The organism is Frigoribacterium sp. PhB107 (assembly GCF_003751515.1).
GTDB lineage: Bacteria > Actinomycetota > Actinomycetes > Actinomycetales > Microbacteriaceae > Frigoribacterium.
This window is the reverse complement of record NZ_RJKU01000002.1, coordinates 834,163-850,476: the sequence shown is the minus strand read 5'-3', so window position 1 is coordinate 850,476 and position 16,314 is coordinate 834,163. Positions and strand designations below refer to the sequence as shown.

The 16,314-nt window shown below is 74.4% G+C and carries 18 protein-coding genes; 12 read left to right on the top strand and 6 right to left on the bottom strand.

Annotation, left to right across the window (positions count from 1 at the left end; all coding sequences use genetic code 11):
• The first annotated feature begins 5 nt into the window (after positions 1-5).
• Positions 6-707: a hypothetical protein gene (locus EDF18_RS16170; RefSeq protein ID WP_148050095.1), complete on the top strand. Its 702-nt coding sequence runs from the start codon at positions 6-8 to the stop codon at positions 705-707.
• Between the two features lie 91 nt (positions 708-798).
• Here the strand turns inward: EDF18_RS16170 and EDF18_RS16815 are convergent, their stop codons facing one another.
• The 4 genes from EDF18_RS16815 to glp are packed head-to-tail and all read right to left on the bottom strand — an operon-like array spanning position 799 to position 3,733.
• Positions 799-1,431, bottom strand: coding sequence for a molybdenum cofactor biosynthesis protein MoaE (locus tag EDF18_RS16815; RefSeq protein ID WP_123548041.1), 633 nt, complete (start codon positions 1,429-1,431; stop codon positions 799-801).
• Positions 1,424-1,963 carry a molybdenum cofactor biosynthesis protein B gene (locus tag EDF18_RS12210; protein ID WP_123548040.1) on the bottom strand — a complete coding sequence of 180 codons (540 nt, stop codon included), beginning with the start codon at positions 1,961-1,963 and terminating at the stop codon, positions 1,424-1,426. The genes EDF18_RS16815 and EDF18_RS12210 overlap by 8 nt, the downstream gene beginning before the upstream one ends.
• Positions 1,960-2,490 (bottom strand): cyclic pyranopterin monophosphate synthase MoaC, encoded by a 531-nt coding sequence (moaC, locus tag EDF18_RS12205; protein ID WP_123548039.1) that lies wholly within the window; start codon positions 2,488-2,490, stop codon positions 1,960-1,962. Before moaC ends, EDF18_RS12210 begins: the two co-directional genes overlap by 4 nt.
• Complete coding sequence (glp, locus tag EDF18_RS12200; RefSeq protein WP_123548038.1) at positions 2,483-3,733, bottom strand: gephyrin-like molybdotransferase Glp; 1,251 nt, start codon at positions 3,731-3,733, stop codon at positions 2,483-2,485. The genes moaC and glp overlap by 8 nt, the downstream gene beginning before the upstream one ends.
• 38 nt (positions 3,734-3,771) lie before the next feature.
• Here glp and EDF18_RS12195 point away from each other — a divergent pair, with 38 nt between their 5' ends.
• The 5 genes from EDF18_RS12195 to EDF18_RS12175 all read left to right on the top strand — a co-directional run bounded on the left by EDF18_RS12195 (position 3,772) and on the right by EDF18_RS12175 (position 8,005).
• Positions 3,772-4,662, top strand: a complete 891-nt coding sequence (locus tag EDF18_RS12195; protein WP_123548037.1) for an MTAP family purine nucleoside phosphorylase — start codon at positions 3,772-3,774, stop codon at positions 4,660-4,662.
• A gap of 68 nt (positions 4,663-4,730) precedes the next feature.
• Positions 4,731-5,786, top strand: a complete 1,056-nt coding sequence (locus tag EDF18_RS12190) for an NAD-dependent epimerase/dehydratase family protein (RefSeq protein WP_123548329.1) — start codon at positions 4,731-4,733, stop codon at positions 5,784-5,786.
• 193 nt (positions 5,787-5,979) lie between these two features.
• Positions 5,980-6,648, top strand: coding sequence for a glycosyltransferase family 2 protein (locus EDF18_RS12185; protein ID WP_123548036.1), 669 nt, complete (start codon positions 5,980-5,982; stop codon positions 6,646-6,648).
• Positions 6,645-7,316 carry a DUF2064 domain-containing protein gene (locus EDF18_RS12180; RefSeq protein WP_123548035.1) on the top strand — a complete coding sequence of 224 codons (672 nt, stop codon included), beginning with the start codon at positions 6,645-6,647 and terminating at the stop codon, positions 7,314-7,316. Before EDF18_RS12185 ends, EDF18_RS12180 begins: the two co-directional genes overlap by 4 nt.
• 2 nt (positions 7,317-7,318) lie before the next feature.
• Complete coding sequence (locus EDF18_RS12175) at positions 7,319-8,005, top strand: bifunctional 2-polyprenyl-6-hydroxyphenol methylase/3-demethylubiquinol 3-O-methyltransferase UbiG (protein WP_123548034.1); 687 nt, start codon at positions 7,319-7,321, stop codon at positions 8,003-8,005.
• Between the two features lie 114 nt (positions 8,006-8,119).
• On the opposite strand, the gene EDF18_RS12170 is transcribed toward EDF18_RS12175, so the two are convergent.
• Both EDF18_RS12170 and EDF18_RS12165 read right to left on the bottom strand, forming a co-directional pair.
• Positions 8,120-8,632: a hypothetical protein gene (locus tag EDF18_RS12170; RefSeq protein WP_123548033.1), complete on the bottom strand. Its 513-nt coding sequence runs from the start codon at positions 8,630-8,632 to the stop codon at positions 8,120-8,122.
• Positions 8,632-9,972: a molybdopterin-dependent oxidoreductase gene (locus tag EDF18_RS12165; RefSeq protein ID WP_123548032.1), complete on the bottom strand. Its 1,341-nt coding sequence runs from the start codon at positions 9,970-9,972 to the stop codon at positions 8,632-8,634. The genes EDF18_RS12170 and EDF18_RS12165 overlap by 1 nt, the downstream gene beginning before the upstream one ends.
• A gap of 67 nt (positions 9,973-10,039) precedes the next feature.
• Here EDF18_RS12165 and EDF18_RS12160 point away from each other — a divergent pair, with 67 nt between their 5' ends.
• From EDF18_RS12160 to moaA, 6 genes are all read left to right on the top strand, one after another.
• On the top strand, positions 10,040-11,494 hold the full coding sequence (locus EDF18_RS12160; RefSeq protein ID WP_158614673.1) for a glycosyltransferase 87 family protein: 1,455 nt from the start codon (positions 10,040-10,042) through the stop codon (positions 11,492-11,494).
• Between the two features lie 37 nt (positions 11,495-11,531).
• Positions 11,532-12,008, top strand: coding sequence for a molybdopterin-binding protein (locus EDF18_RS12155; RefSeq protein ID WP_123548030.1), 477 nt, complete (start codon positions 11,532-11,534; stop codon positions 12,006-12,008).
• Positions 12,005-12,871, top strand: coding sequence for a molybdate ABC transporter substrate-binding protein (gene modA / locus EDF18_RS12150; protein ID WP_123548029.1), 867 nt, complete (start codon positions 12,005-12,007; stop codon positions 12,869-12,871). Before EDF18_RS12155 ends, modA begins: the two co-directional genes overlap by 4 nt.
• A 16-nt stretch (positions 12,872-12,887) precedes the next feature.
• Positions 12,888-13,790, top strand: coding sequence for an ABC transporter permease (locus tag EDF18_RS12145; protein WP_369878356.1), 903 nt, complete (start codon positions 12,888-12,890; stop codon positions 13,788-13,790).
• Positions 13,766-15,004, top strand: a complete 1,239-nt coding sequence (locus EDF18_RS16495) for a sulfate/molybdate ABC transporter ATP-binding protein (protein WP_199732428.1) — start codon at positions 13,766-13,768, stop codon at positions 15,002-15,004. Before EDF18_RS12145 ends, EDF18_RS16495 begins: the two co-directional genes overlap by 25 nt.
• Before the next feature lie 205 nt (positions 15,005-15,209).
• On the top strand, positions 15,210-16,313 hold the full coding sequence (gene moaA, locus EDF18_RS12135) for a GTP 3',8-cyclase MoaA (protein ID WP_123548027.1): 1,104 nt from the start codon (positions 15,210-15,212) through the stop codon (positions 16,311-16,313).
• The last annotated feature ends 1 nt before the right edge of the window (position 16,314 follow it).

Genomic DNA, 16,314 nt, shown 5'->3' with positions numbered 1-16,314 from the left:
TCGCCATGACTAAATGGCAAGTGGAGCAAGTTTTCCTAGATTGCCAGGAGCGCCTCGGCTGGCAGTTGCGCCACCTGCAAGCGCGAAACCGAGAGTGGGAAAAAGCGAAACAGCCCCAGAAGACCGCCCAGGCCAATCAGTCCCGCTCCGAACGAGCATTCACGTACGTATTCTTAGCTGGCGTGCTAGAGGATCTTTTTAGAAGCCTGGACACGGACCTCCCGCAAGATCTCAATCAAGTTACCGTTATGCGTCACAACCTGCGACCTCAGGCCATGGCCCTCTTGGTTCCACAAGCATGGGATTCCATCAGTTCGGATCGCGTTATTCGCTTAGCCAAGCGTTCTGCTTTAATCGAAACGGCAAATAACTTCTATCAGCCCCAGACGCCAATAGACTTCTCGCAGATGCAACATCTTGGCATCACCGACGGCCGAACAGTCAATACACAGCACTTCGAGGCGTTGTGGGATGGGTTGTGTTTGGACATTAGCGGGGGTTCTATTTGGGAAAGCCCTCTGCATCGGCAGGCAATTCAGACCTTGGCTAGCAAAAGAAACACCATCGCGCATTTTGAGACGGATCCTAGGGTCGAGGCTTTTCGCTCTTCCTACGGAGAATTGGCGATTCTTACTGAAAGAATTACTGCCGTTGCGACTCGACTCCAGGAACACCTGGTGCTCTGGCTAGACAAACACAAGATTTGATCGGGTACTCGCAGTAGCCCCAAGATGCGCAGCCTCCAACGTTACAGGCGCCTCGGCGACTGCTGACTCCAAGCGGTGAGGGTGCCCCGTGTCAGCCCAGCGACGCCGTCCACTCGTCGGGGCCGTCCGTGAACGCCTGGCGCTTCCAGATCGGCAGGCGCTCCTTGACCAGGTCGACGAGCGCCGCGCAGGCGGCGAAGGCCTCGGCCCGGTGGGGCGAGGCGACGGCGCAGGCGAGCGCGACGTCGCCGATCTCGAGGTCGCCGACGCGGTGCTGCACCGCGATCGTGACCGCGGGGTGCTCCGCCGCGATCTGCTCGGCGACGGCGCCCATGACCTCGCCGGCCGACGGGTGCTGCTCGTAGTGCAGCGCGGCCACCTCGCGGCCGCCGTCGTGGTCTCGGACGACGCCCTCGAACGTCACGACCGCCCCGGAGGCGCGGCTCTCGACGATCACGGAGCACTCGGCTGCCGACAGCACCGTCTCGACCACCTCGGCGAGCAGCACGCGCCCGCTGGGGCCGGTCGGGGTCGCCACCGCGTCGGGGTCGCCTCCCTCGGCCTCGACGAGGGCGTCGGCAGCCGCCTCCTCGCCGGCGGCCTCGCTGGCGGGTGCCGGCGCGGGCGAGGGCGGCGTGCCGGGCACGGGCGGCGTGCGGGGCCTCAGCGAGGTCGTGGGCTCGGCGCCTGGCTCGGCGTCGGGTCGATCGGCCTGGTCAGTCATGAGCGCCTCCGGAGAGCTGGTCGAGCAGGTGGTCGATCAGGGGGTCGAGGACGGCGAGGCCGTCGCGCACTCCCCCGCGGGAGCCGGGCAGGTTGACGACGACGGTGCGGCCGGCGACGCCCGCGAGCCCCCTCGAGAGCAGGGCCGTGGGGGTGGCGGCCGTGCCGCGCCTCCTCAGCTCCTCGGCGATGCCGGGGATCTCGCGGTCGAGCAGCGGAGCGGTCTGCTCGGGGGTGCGGTCGGTGGGCGTGAGGCCGGTGCCGCCGGTGGTGAGCACGACGTCGACGCCCTGCGCCAGGGCCGCGGCGAGCGCCTCGCCCACGGGGGCGCCGTCGGCGACCACGACGGGCTCGTCGGCGAGCCAGCCGCGCGCGGCGAACCAGTCGCGGATCACCGGGCCGGTGAGGTCGGGCGACGTCCCGGCGGCGGCCCGGGTCGAGGCGACGACCACGACGGCGCGACGCGCGACGTCGGCGGGCGCATCGGCGGGGGCGTCCGCGGCGGACGGCTCGGGGGCCGGCGACGACGTCATCGCGCCCAGGCCCCGCTCTTGCCGCCCGACTTCTCGAGCACCTTGACGTCGCCGATGACGGCGAGGTGGTCGACGGCCTTGATCATGTCGAAGAGGGTGAGGGCCGCGACGGTCGCCGCGGTCAGCGCCTCCATCTCGACACCCGTGACGCCTCGGGTGCGGACGCGGGCGACGACCGTCACCGACGCCTCCTCGGCCCCGGTGTCGGTCTCGAAGTCCACCGTGATCGCGCCGAGCGGCAGGGGGTGGCAGAGCGGGATGAGGGCGGGTGTCTGCTTGGCGGCCATGATGCCGGCGATGCGCGCGGTGCCGAGCGCCTCGCCCTTCGGCAGGGTGCCGTCGACGAGCCTCGCGACCACGTCGGGGCGGGTCGTGAGCACGGCCTGCGCGGCGGCCTCGCGGCTGGTCTCGGCCTTGCCCGTGACGTCGACCATGTGGGCCGACCCGTCAGGGCGGACGTGGGTGAGGTCGCCGACCGGCTGCTGCCCGGTCGACGCGGGCGGGGCGCCGTGCGCGTCGTCACTCATCGAGCGTCCAGACTACGACCTCGTCGCCCTCGTCGAGGCGGTCGACGCCGACCGGCACGTGCACGAGCACCGTCGCCTCGGCGTGCGCGGCCAGGAGGTGCGAGCTCGGCCCGCCGACGAGCACGACCCGGCCGTCGACGTCGAGGCGCCCCCGCCGCAGCTGGTGCTTGCCGACGGGCGAGTCGGCCGCCTCGCCCATCGGCGCCGTGCGGTGCAGCCGTGCCGCGCCGACCCCCGTCGCGTCGTGCAGCACCGGCCGCAGGAACGCCTCGAACGAGACGAGCGCGCTGACCGGGTTCCCCGGGAAGCAGACGGCGGGCAGGTCGTGGTCGCGGAGGGCGAGCGTGCCCCAGCCCTGCGGGCCGCCGGGCTGCATCGCCACGTGCCCGAAGACGACGCCGGCCGGCTCGAAGGCGTCGCGGACCACCTCGTAGGCGCCTGCGCTGACGCCTCCGGTCGTGAGCACGAGGTCGACGGACCCACCGTGCCGGGCCACCACGGCGAGCAGGGCGTCCGCGTCGTCGGAGACGCGCTCGACGACGACGTCGGCGCCGACGTCGACGAGGGCCGCGGCGAGGCCCGCGCCGTTGGCGTCGTGGATCGTGCCGGGGGCGAGCGCGGCACCGGGCGCGCTCAGCTCTTCGCCGGTCGAGACCAGCAGGACGCGCGGGCGGCGGACGACCTCGACGGTCACCAGCCCGGAGGCGGCCAGCACCCCCCAGCGCGCCGGGGTCAGCACCGTGCCGGCGCGCAGCAGGACGCTGCCGACGGAGACGTCGCTGCCGGCGGCGCGGACGAAGGTCCCCTCGGCCACGGGGCCCTGGAGGCCGACGCGGGCCGTGCTCCCGGCGGCGGGGAACGCGGGCGGGTCGGCCCGCTCGATCGGGACCACCGCGACGGCGCCCTCGGGGACGGCGGCGCCGGTCATGATCGGCGCGGCGGTGCCGGGGCGGAGCGCCGGACCGGTGCGGCCGGCCGGGATCGGGTCGACCACCACCAGGTCGAGGTCGCCGGAGCGGGCGGCGTCGGGGGCGGCGAGGGCGTAGCCGTCCACCTGCGAGTTGGCGAAGGGGGGCAGGTCGAGCGGGGCGACGACGTCGGCCGTGAGCACCCGGCGGCGGTGCCGGTCGGGCTCGGCCGCGATGCGGACCGGGTCGACGAGGAGGGCCTCCCCAGGACGCCGCGCCAACGCCTCCTCCACCAGCGCCCGGACGGCGATCTGGTGCTGCTCGACTGTGCGCACGGGTTCCTCTCACGGCGGTCGTCGATAGCGTAGCGAGCGTGACCGACACCTCCTCCTCCTCCTCGTCCCCCGGCCTCCCCCGCGTCGACGTCGCCGTCATCGGCGGCTCCGGCCTGTACTCGCTCTTCGCGCCCGGCACGGCGACGAGCCACGTCGTCGAGACGCCCTACGGGCCGACGTCGAGCGAGGTGACGATCGGCGAGATGGGCGGCAAGACCGTCGCGTTCCTCACCCGGCACGGCAAGGGCCACTCCGTGCCGCCGCACCGCATCGACTTCCGCGCGAACGTCTGGGCCCTCGCCTCGCTCGGCGCGAAGGCGGTCGTCTCGTCGTCCGCGGTGGGCGGGGTCAGCCCCGAGTACCCGCCGGGCACCATGGTCGTCACCGACCAGTTCATCGACCGCACGTGGGGGCGTCCCGACACCTTCTTCGACGTCGAGGGCGGGGTGCAGCACCTCGTCGCCGCCGACCCGTTCGACCCGGTGCTGCGGGCCGCCGCCGTCTCGGCCCTCGAAGCACAGGGCGAGCCGTTCGCCCCGACCGGTACCTGCGTCGTCATCCAGGGCCCGCGCTTCTCGACCCGGGCCGAGTCGCTCTGGTTCCGCGCGGCCGGGGCGCACACGATCAACATGACGATGTACCCGGAGGTGCCCCTCACGCTCGAGCTCGGCATGGGCGCCGTCAACATCTCGTTCGTCACCGACAGTGACGCCGGCCTCGCGCCCGAGGAGGGCGAGGAGGGCACCGACGACGACGCGGTCAGCCACCAGCTCGTGATGGACCGCCTCGCCGCGGCCCAGCCGCGAATCGTCGCCGCCATCGAGGCGATCGTCGCGGGGCTGCCGGCCGACTACGCGCCGCGCGAGCTCGTCCCGGCGGCCGCGACCGCGGCGGTGCTCGCGCGCCCCGTGCGGTCGGCGACGTCGTGAGCGACGCGACGGGCGCCTCCGGGGCGACGATTCCCTCCGAGCCGACGAGCGCCTCCTCGTCGCCCGGGCTGCTGCTCGTGACGGGCGGCGCCGGCTTCATCGGCTCGGCCGTCGTCGAGCAGGCGCTGGGCCGCGGCTGGTCCGTGCGGGTGCTCGACTCGCTGCGGCCCGACGTGCACGGTGGTCCCCCGACGCTCGACCCCCGGGTCGACTTCGTCCACGGCGACGTGCGCGACGCGGCGGTCGTCGACGCGGCGCTCGTGGGCGTCGACGCGGTCTGCCACCAGGCGGCCAAGGTCGGCCTCGGCGTCGACTTCCAGGACGCGCCGGACTACGTCGACAGCAACGAGCACGGCACGGCCGTGCTGCTCGCCGCGATGGACCGGGCGGGCGTCGACCGGCTCGTCGTCGCCTCGTCGATGGTCGTCTACGGCGAGGGCAGCTACCGCACGGGCGCGGGCGAGACCGAGCGACCGGCCCCCCGTCGCGTCGCCGACCTCGACGCCGGCGTCTTCGACCCGCGCGACGCCGAGGGCGAACTGCTCGAGCCGCAGCTCATCGCGGAGGACGCCCCGCTCGACCCGCGCAACGTCTACGCGATCACGAAGCTGACGCAGGAGCACCTGTCGACCTCGTGGGCCCGCAGCACCGGTGGTCGCGCCGCCGCCCTGCGCTACCACAACGTCTACGGGCCGGGCATGCCGCAGAACACCCCCTACGCCGGGGTGGCGTCGTTGTTCCGCTCGGCGCTCGAGCGCGGCGAGGCGCCCCGCGTCTACGAGGACGGTGCCCAGCGGCGCGACTTCGTGCACGTGCGCGACATCGCCTCGGCCAACCTCGCGGCCCTCGACTGGACGGGCACGCAGCAGCCCGACTCGTTCCGGGCGTTCAACGTCGGCAGCGGCACCGTGCACACGATCGGCGAGATGGCGGAGGCGCTGGCCCGTGAGGCCGGCGGGCCCGCCCCCGTGGTCACCGGCCAGTACCGCGCGGGCGACGTGCGGCACGTCACCGCGTCGTCAGCCCGCCTCCGGGACGAGCTCGGCTGGAGCCCGGGGGTCTCGTTCGAGGAGGGCATGCGCGAGTTCGCCACGGCGCCGCTGCGGGCGGCCGTCGGCGGCTGACGCCGCACCGCACCGCGCCTTCACGTCCAGAGGCAGCACGGGCGAGTTCGTCACCGACGGTCCGTCGACACGGACCGAGCCCGACGGACCCGCCCGTGTTCCCGGGCCGGTCGGGCGGACCGAGCAGGGCCGGCGACCCCCCGTCCGGGGCGGGCACGGCCCCTCCCAAGGCGGTGTCCGTATCGTCGACAGGATGAGCAGTCCCCAGGTCGACGTCGTGCTCCCCTGTCTCGACGAGGCGGGGGCTCTGCCGTGGGTGCTCGGACGCCTGCCCGAGGGCTGGCGCGCGATCGTCGTCGACAACGGCTCGACCGACGGCTCGGCCGACGTCGCGCGCGAGCACGGCGCCCTCGTCGTCGAGGAGGCGCGTCGCGGCTTCGGCGCGGCCGCCCACGCCGGTCTCGAGGCCGCCACGGCCCCGTTCGTGGCCTTCTGCGACGCGGACGCGTCGATGGACCCCGCCGACCTGCCGACGCTCGCCGCCCCGGTGCTGGCGGGCGAGGCCGAGCTCGTGCTCGGCCGACGCCGTCCGACCACCCGCGGCGCCTGGCCGTTCCACGCCCGCGTCGCGAACCGGGTGCTGGCCCACCTGATGCGCCGCGCCTCCGGCGTCGCCCTGCACGACCTCGGCCCGATGCGCGTCGCCAGCCGCGAGGGGCTGCTCGGCCTCGGGCTGCTCGACCGCCGGAGCGGCTACCCGCTCGAGATGGTGCTGCGCGCCTCCGAGGCGGGCTGGCGCATCCACGAGCTCGACGTGCCGTACTCGCCGCGCGTCGGCCGCAGCAAGGTGACCGGCACCATCCGCGGCACCGCACGGGCCGTCGAGGACATGTCGCGGCTCCTGAGGGAGGCAGGCCGATGACGACCGTCGTGGTGATCTGCAAGGAGACCCTGCCGGGCAAGGTCAAGACGCGCCTGCACCCTCCCCTGACCCTCGAGCAGGCCGCCGAGGTGGCGGCCGCGGCGATCCAGGACACCCTCGCGGTGGTGCGCCGGCTGCCCGCGAGCCGACGCGTCCTGCTCTTCGACGGCAACCGAACGCCCCCCGGCTCCGAAGACTTCGATGTGATCCACCAGATCGGCGGCGGCCTCGACGCACGGCTCGGAGCCCTCTTCGACGAGGTCGACGGCCGTACCGTGCTCGTCGGCATGGACACCCCGCAGCTCACGGTGGCGGATCTCGCCCCTGCCTTCGACGAGCCAGCCGACGACGTCGACGCCTGGTTCGGCCCGGCGAACGACGGCGGCTTCTGGGCGCTCGGCCTCGAGCGGCCCACCGGCGACCTGCTCCGCGGCGTCCCGATGTCGCAGGACGACACCGGAGCCCACCAGCTGCGCCGCCTAGCCGAGGCCGGGCTGCGTGTCCGCACCCTGACCGAGCTCGTCGACGTCGACACGATCGACGACGCGCGCCTCGCCGCGGCCGCCGGCCCCGACACCCTCTTCGCGCAGGCCCTGCGCCGACTCGACCCCATCACCGCAGGCGGCCCCGACGCCTCCCGGCCCACCCCCGAGGAGACCCTCTCGTGACCATGACCGCCGACCCCCAGCCCACCTTCGGCTCCGGAGGCGCGGAGCCGTACGCCCGCGCCCTCCGCCGCGAGGGGCGGCTCCAGCTCGTCCGCTCGGACGCCCCCGACGTCGCCGATCTCGCCGCAGCGGATCTCGACGCGTTCGACGTCGCCCGGTGGAGCCGCGGCGCGGACGTCGCCGACCTCAGCACCATCATCGACGCGTCCTCCGTGCTCGACATCGGCTGCGGCCCCGCCCGGATGGTGCGCGCCGCCGTCGACCGCGGGCTCGGCGCCCTCGGCGTCGACGTCTCCGTCACCGCGGTCGCCATGGCGGTCGACGCCGGGCTCCCCGTCGTGGCCGGCTCGGTCTTCGACGCGCTGCCCGGCGAGGGGACGTGGGACGTCGCCCTCCTGCTCGACGGCAACATCGGGATCGGCGGCGACCCGACCGCGCTCGTAGCCCGCGCCTCCTCGGTGGTCGCCCCCTCGGGGTCCGTGGTCGTCGAGACCGCGACCGACCCGGCTGTCGACGTCGCCTACGACGCCCAGGTCATCGACGAGCAGGGCCGCGCGAGCGCGACGTTCCCGTGGGCCGAGGTCGGCCGCGAGGCGCTCGGCCGGCACGCGGCCGCCGCGGGGCTGCGCGTGTCGCAGACCTGGTCGGTCGGCCGCCGCACGTTCTGCCGGCTCGTCCGCGCCTCCTAGGCCAGGAACCGACCCGGGAGCGACGAACCTACGCGCGAGATCACGTCGGTTCGTCGCTTCGGCGTCACCTGAGCGAAGCGCAGGCGGAGGCGGAGGCCGCAGTCGCGGGCCGGGTCAGGCCGCGCGGCGCGCCTCGCGTCGGCGCGCGAGCACGGTCCACGCGACCACGGCGAGCGCCGTGAGCACGACGACGACCAGCCAGGCCACTCCGAGCCGCGCGCCGTAGTCGAACGGCAGCACGGTGTCGTTCTTCGGCCCGCGTGCCTTCGCGATGATCTCGGGCACGACGACCAGCGTCAGCACGACCCCGACGACGATCCCGACCTGCACGATCGCGAGCACCGCTGGGCTGATGCGCCGCCCCGTCCGCCCGACGAGCAGGGCGATCCCGGCGACGACCGGGGCGATGATCGCGTCGTGCGCGATCACGGCGCCGATCAGCCAGACGAGCAGCCCGCCGTAGCGGGTGGGCGAGACGGTCTCGGTGAGCACCCAGCCGCCGAGGCCGATCAGGGCGACGCCGAGGACGACCAGCACGGCCCGGGCGACGCGGACGCCGCGCCCGGAGGCGCCGGACCCGGAGGCGGCGGAGGAAGGGACGGCGGGGACGGCCGACGAGCGCGTCATCAGATCACCTCGATCAGGCTGAGCCACTTGGTCTGCAGGACGCCGGGACGCCCGGGGGCGATCATCCGGGCAGGGTAGCCGTGCTCGATGTCGAGCCGGCCGCCGTTCACCTCGAGGGCAACGAGCGTGGTGGGGTCGTTCGCGTACTCGGGGCCCATGAGCATGACGCGGTAGCCGCCCTTCTCCTCGAGGCTCGTGACGCGCAGCGATCGGTCGGACGGCGCCCCCACGAGCGCCATGAGCTCGACGAGCCGAGGGCCGCGCCAGTGCGCGGTCTGGCTCCAGCCCTCGACGCACGAGATCGGGAGGCGCTCGTCGCCCTGGGCCATCGCCTCCAGGTCCGAGGCCGTGAAGGCCATCGTCCGCTCGCCGTGGGCGATCGTGAGGGTCCAGTCGGGGTCCATCGCGGTCTCGAGCACCTTGGCGGCCGAGGCCGTCCGGTTAACCGGCAGGTCGTTCGGCCCGATGCCGCGCTGCCGGGGGCCGAAGGCGTTGAGCGGCTCGAGCGGCGTGAAGGACTGGCCGGCGGTGAGCGCGACGACGCCGACGGTCGAGGCGCCGACCGCGCCGAAGAAGCCTCGGCGCGACACGCGGCTGCGGGCCGGGTCGCGCTCGGGCTCGCGGGCGTCGTCGATCCAGCGCGTGACGCGGCCGACCAGCCCGCGGGGCTGCGAGGCCGAGGGCACGGCCGCGGCGGGCTGCGAGGTCGAGGTCGGAGCGTCGTCGCGGCGCATGCGGGCGAGCTCGCGCACGGCCTCGTGCTCGGCCCGCGCGGGGTCGAGCTCGCCGGACGGCTCGACGAACCGGCCGTCGGCGTCGTAGCTGTCGCGGGCCCGCCAGTACCGGGTGATCAGCGGGAGCTTCACCGCGATGTGGACGGCGAGCGAGCCGATGATCACGAACGACAGGGCGAAGTGCACCTGCTTGAACGGGAACGGCCACGGGTACCACTGGTACGTGTTGAGCAGGCCCGTGACGAGCTGCAGCACCGACGTCGAGATGAACAAGGCGATGGAGGCGCGCTCGAGCACCTGCACCGGGTGCCGCACCGGGGGGTGCTGGAACAGCTGCGGGAACACGGCGTGCAGCTTGCCGAGCAGCAGCGGGATCGAGGCGATGCCGGCCGTGATGTGGATGCCCTGCGTCACCTGGTAGAGCCAGACGGGCGAGGTGGGGAACCGCATCCACGATGCGGGCTCCTGCAGGAAGTGGCTGTAGAGGCCGGTCAGCAGGCAGACCAGGAACGCGGCGGCGAGCAGCCGGCCGAGGACGGTCGCCGAGCGCGCGTTCCGCACCGGCGACGACGCCGCGGTGCGGAGGGTGAGGAGCAGGCGTCTCATGGGCTTCATCTCGGCTCGGCCGTGCGTGGTCGCGGACTCCCAGGCCGGTGTCGACCAGACTGGACAGGTGCGTACTCTATTCGCGGCCGTCGCCGTCACCGGATTGGCGGCGTCCGTGGCGTGGGGCGTTCTCGAGCTGGGATTCCTGCGGGAGGAGCTCCGCGCCTCCTACGTCGTGTGGACGGCGGTGTGCTGGGCCTTCTTCGTCGTGGCCCTGCTGCTGCTGCGCCGGGTGCCCGCCCGGGCGGTCACGGCCCTCGTGCTCGCGGGCACGGCCCTCGTCGGCGGCGCGGCCCTGACGGGCGACCCGAACACGAGCACGGACCCCGCCCGGTACGCCTGGGACGGCATCGTGCAGGTGAACGGCATCTCGCCCTACGCGCACACCCCGGACTCTGGCGAGCTGCGTGACCTGCGCCCCGACTGGATCTTCCCGGAGGCGGCGCCCTTCACCCGAGACGACGGCACGATCGGCGAGCGGTGCAGCCAGCCCGACCGGCAGATCCACCGCGCCTACGACACCGAGACCGGCGACGTCGTCTGCACGGCGATCAACCGGCCGGAGGTCCCGACGATCTACCCGCCCGCCGCCGAGCTGTACTTCGCGGGCGTACGGGCCCTCGTCGGCCCCGAGGTCGGGTTCTTCCCCCTGCAGCTCACCGGGGCGCTGCTCGTGTTCGGAACGACCGTCGCGCTCGTCGTCACCCTCCGCCGCCGCGGCCTCGACCCGCGCTGGGCGGCCCTCTGGGGCTGGTGCCCGCTCGTCGTCGGCGAGGGGATCACCAACTCGCACGTCGACCTGCTGGGGGCCGTGCTCGTCGTCGCCGCCACCCTGCTCATCGCGACCGGCCGGCGCTGGCGGGGCGGCATCGCGCTCGGCGCCGCCGTCGCGACGAAGCTCATCCCGGCGATCGCCGCCCCTGCCCTGCTGCGCCGCCAGCCGGCGAAGGTCGTCGTCGCCTCGATCGTCACCTTCGCCCTGCTCTACGTGCCGTACGTCGCCACGACCGGCTGGCAGGTGCTCGGCTACCTGCCCGGCTACCTCACGGAGGAGGGCTACGAGGACGGCTCTCGGTTCGTCTTCATGTCGGCGTTCCTGCCCGAGGCGTGGACGACGCCCGTCGTCGCCCTGCTGCTGGCCGTGACGGCCGCCCTCGTCTGGGTGAAGACCCCGGTCGACAGCCCCTGGCTCGGCCAGCTCGTGATGATCGGCGTCGTGCTCGTGGCCGTCAGCCCGCGCTACCCCTGGTACGCGCTGCTGCTCGTGCCGTTCGTCGCGCTGACCGGGCGATGGGAGTGGCTCGCGATCCCGCTCGCCCTGCTCGTGCGGCAGCTCGAGCCGTACATGGCCCTGCAGCGGGCGTCGCTGGCGACGGCGGTGCTCGTCATCCTGCTCGTGTCGATCTGGCGGGCCGGGCCGGGCTGGTCCGAGCGGCTGGGGGACGTCGTCGTCTCCGACGCCCGTCGACTGCGACGCCTCGTCAGCCGTGAACCCGCACGTGCGGCGGCAACTGCCGACTGAGGCCGCACGTGCGGTACGGGGACGCTAGGCTCGACGCATGCCAGAGACCCTGTACCGCGTCAGCGAGGCCGCCGCGCTGGTCGGCGTCTCGGACGACACCGTCCGCCGCTGGGCCGAGGCCGGACGCCTCGTGCTCGTCCCCGGCCCCGGCGGACGCCTCGCGGTCGTCGGCTCGGAGCTGGCCCGCGTCGCGAGCGAGCAGGCGGCGCACGCCGCGCCTCCTCGCGGCGGTTCCGGGAGCGACGCCTCGGGCGTGGTCGTCAGCGAGCGCAACCGGTTCACGGGCATCGTCACGGCGATCGTCCGGGACACGGTCATGGCGCAGGTCGACGTCCAGGCCGGACCGTTCCGGGTCGTGTCGCTGATCAGCAGGGAGGCGGCCGACGAGCTGGGGCTGGAGGTCGGCAGCCCCGTGGTCGCGAGCGCGAAGGCGACGAACGTGAGCGTGACGCTCGGGCGGCTGGGCGAGACGGCGCCCGCGCCCGCCGAGACCGAGGGCGAGACCGCTCGATGAGGAGTGCATGCCGCACCCGCGCCTCCTCCGCAGGCACGCCCTCTGCCCGCACGCCCTCCGCCCGCGTGCCCCTCGCCCTCGCCGCCGGCGCTGCCGCTCTGCTCCTGCTGAGCGCGTGCTCCTCCGGGAGCGCGGCCGACGACCCGACCGCCTCGGGCACCCCCGTCGCGAGCCCCGCCGCCGCGCCGACCGGCGAGATCACGGTGCTCGCCGCCGCCTCCCTGACGGAGACCTTCGACGCCCTCGCCGCCGACTTCGAGGCCGCGAACCCCGGCACCACCGTCACGATCAGCTACGGCGGCAGCTCGGCACTCGCCCAGCAGATCGTCGCCGGGTCGCCCGTCGACGACTTCTTCAGCGCCAGCGCCGCGACCATGCAGACCGTGACCGACGCGGGCCTCGCCGAGGGCGAGCCCGCCACGTTCGCGCGCAACGCCCTGCAGATCGCCGTCCCCGTGGGCAACCCCGGCGACGTGACGTCGCTGGCCGACCTCGCCTCGCCCGACGTGAAGGTCGCCCTGTGCGCCGCCGAGGTGCCCTGCGGCGCGCTGGCCACGACGGTGCTCGAGGCCGAGGGCGTCAGCGTGACCCCGGCGACGCTCGAGCCCGACGTGAAGAGCACCCTCACGAAGGTCGAGCTCGGCGAGGTCGACGCGGCGCTCGTCTACGAGACCGACGTCGCGGCAGCCGGCGACTCGGTCGAGGGGATCGCGGTGGGCGACGCGTCGACCCCGACCACCTCGTACCTCGCCGCTCGCCTCGCCGACGCCCCGGACCCCGACCTCGCGGAGGCGTTCCTCGCCTTCGTGCTGTCGTCGACCGGTCAGGACGCGCTCGCCGACGCCGGCTTCCGGGTCGGCTGACCCGGTCGCCGTGCAGCTGCTCCCCGACCGGCGCGACCGTACCGGTCGACGCGACCGCCGCCTCCCCCGTGATCCGCGCCCGCCCCGCGGTGCGCGTCGACCGCAGGGCCGCGACGCGCTGCGCGACCGGCGCCTGCCCGTCGCCGTGCTCGTGCCGGCGCTCGTCGGGCTGGCGCTTCTCGTGCTGCCGGCCGTGGCGCTGCTCGTGCGTGCCCCGTGGTCGACCCTCGGTCAGCGGCTCGCGAGCGAGACCGTGCTCGACGCCCTGCGGGTGTCGGTCACGAGCGCGCTGCTCGCGACCGCGATCAGCCTGCTGCTGGGCGTCCCGCTGGCGTGGCTGCTCACGGCCAGCGACACCTGGCCGGTCGTCTGGCGGCGGCTCCTGCGAGCGGTCGTCACGGTGCCGCTCGTGCTGCCGCCGGTCGTCGGCGGCATCGCGCTGCTCTACCTGCTCGGGCGCAACGGCCTGCTCGGCCGCCCGCTCGACGCGGCCCTCGGCATCACGATCCCGTTCACGCTCGCCGCCGTCGTGATCGCGCAGACGTTCGTCGCGATGCCGTTCCTCGTGCTCAGCGTCGAGGGGGCGCTGCGCGGCGTCGACCGCGGGCTCGACGACGCGGCCGCCTCGCTCGGGGCGTCGCGCTGGTACGCGTTCCGGCGGGTGACGGTGCCCCTGGTCGCCCCCGGCGTCACCGCGGGAGCCGTGCTCTGCTTCGCCCGGGCCCTCGGCGAGTTCGGCGCGACCATCACCTTCGCGGGGACGTTCCCCGGACGCACCCAGACCCTCCCGACGAGCGTCTACCTGGCCCAGCAGAGCGATCCCGAGACGGCGGTCGCGATCTCGCTGCTGCTGCTGGCGGTCGGGGTCGGGGTCCTGTTGCTGCTGCGCGACCGGTGGCTGACGACGGGGGCGCGGTGAGCGAGGGCGGGCTGAGCGCTCGGCTGCGGGTGGCCCGCGGCTCGTTCGCGCTCGAGCTCGACCTCGACGTGGCCCCCGGCGAGGTCGTCGCCCTGCTCGGCCCGAACGGCGCGGGCAAGTCGTCCGCGCTCGGGGCGCTCGCGGGCCTGCTGCCCGCCGACGGGTCGCGGGTGGTCGTCGACGGACACGTCCTGGACGGGTACGGCCGCGACGGGTACGGCCTCGACGGGCCCGGCCTGGACGGGCCCGGTGCCGACGACGGGCCGGCCGCCCGGGTCCCTGCCCGCGACCGCCGCGTCGGCACCGTCTTCCAGGACCACCGCCTGTTCCCGCATCTCACCGCCCTCGAGAACGTCGCCTTCGGTCCCCGCAGCCGCGGCGTCCCCGCCCGTGCGGCCCGCGAGCTGGCCCAGGTCGAGCTCCGCAGGGTCGGCCTCGCGTCGCTCGCCGGTCGCCGGCCCTCGGAGCTCTCCGGCGGCCAGTCGCAGCGCGTGGCGGTGGCGCGGGCGCTGGCGGCCGACCCGCGCCTCCTGCTGCTCGACGAGCCGCTCGCGGCCCTCGACGCCGAGCAGCGCCCGGCCGTGCGCACGGCGCTCGCCGACGTGCTGCAGGAGGTGCGGGTCGCGACGCTGCTCGTCACGCACGACCCCGTGGACGCCGTCGCGCTCGCCGACCGCGTCGTCGTGCTCGAGGGAGGGGTCGTCGTCCAGCGCGGGACCCCGACCGAGGTGCTCACCGACCCGCACACCTCGTACGTCGCCTCGCTGACCGGGGCCACCGTGTGGACGCCGACGGAGTCGTCGGCGACGAGCCTCGGAGCTCGCGCCCTGCTGCCGGGCGGGCTCACCGTGTCGTCGACACGGCCGCCGGCGGACGGGCCCGCGCGGGTGTCGGTGCCGGTCGAGGCCGTGACGCTGGTGGGGCTCGGCGGGCCCGGCGATGAGGCAGGGGACGCCGGGCGGGCCGGGCAGTCCGGCCAGGCCTGGGACGACGGACCTGGCGAGCCGGCAGGAGGCGCCCTGCACGTCCCGATCCCGGCACGCGTCGTGAGCGTCGAGCAACGCCTCTCGCGGCTGGCGGTGACCGTCGTCACCGACCAGGGGTCGCTCTCGGCCGTCGCCGAGCTGCCCCTCGCGACCGCCGACGGGGCCCGGCTCCGGCGCGGCGACCGGGTCGGGCTGCTGCTCGAACCGGAGCGCGTCACGATCGCGTGAGTGCGTGAGTGCGTGAGTGCTGGTGGCGCTGGGGCGGACTCCGTGATGAACCGCGGACCGCACCATGAACCGCGTACTTTCTCAGTTCATCGTTCGGTTCGCGGTTCATGCCGACCGACAGCGCGTCGGGGCGCGACGCGCGGCGGCGGGGCGCGATGCGCGGCGCCGACCTGCGGCGCACGGCGGCGTCGCCTACTCTCAGGGGATGACGGTCTCGCTCGGTCTGCCCACGATCCCCCGCCGTCTCGCGGCGGGCGAGACGGGCGCCGCGTTGCCGTCGCGTCCCGGGCCGGACTCGGCCCCCGGCCTGCTCGACCGCTTCGGCCGGACGGCGACCGACCTGCGCGTGTCGCTCACCGACCGCTGCAACCTCCGCTGCACCTACTGCATGCCGGCCGACGGCCTGCCCTGGCTGCCCAAGGACCAGGCCCTCAGCGCCGACGAGATCGTCCGCCTGGTGAGCATCGGCGTCCGTGACCTCGGCGTCCGCCAGGTGCGGTTCACCGGCGGAGAGCCGCTGCTGCGCGCCGATCTCGTCGACATCGTGCGGCGGGTCGCCGCCCTCGAGCCGCGACCCGACATCTCGCTGACGACCAACGCCATCGGCCTCGCGCAGCGTGCGCGCGCACTCGCCGACGCCGGCCTCGACCGCATCAACGTGTCGCTCGACTCGCTGCACGCCGAGACGTTCGAGACGCTCACCCGCCGCCCGTTCCTCGACAAGGTGCTGGCCGGAGTCGACGCCGCGGCGGCCGCGGGGCTCACCCCGATCAAGATCAACGCGGTGCTGCTGCCCGGGGTCAACGACCACGAGGCGGCCGACCTGCTGGCCTGGTCCCTCGACCGGGGGCACGAGCTGCGCTTCATCGAGCAGATGCCGCTCGACGCGGACCGGACCTGGCACCGCGCCTCCTTCGTGACGGCCGACGACATCCGGGGCCGACTCGCCGAGCGCTTCGTGCTGAGCCCGCATGCGGCTCCCCGCGACGGTGCGCCCGCCGAGAGGTTCGACGCGGTCGGCCTCGGCGCGGAGGCCCACCTCGTCGGCACCGTCGGCATCATCGCGTCGGTCAGCGAGCCCTTCTGCGGCGACTGCCGTCGCACCCGCCTCACCGCCGAGGGAGGCGTGCGCAGCTGCCTGTTCGGCGACGCCGAGACCGGCCTGCGCGACCCGCTGCGGGCCGGGGCGAGCGACGCCGAGCTCGCCGACCTGTGGCGCGGCGCGATGTGGGCGAAGCCGGCCTCGCACGGCATCGACCGCGACGACTTCGTCCAGCCCGTCCGCACCATGAGCGCCATCGGAGGCTGAC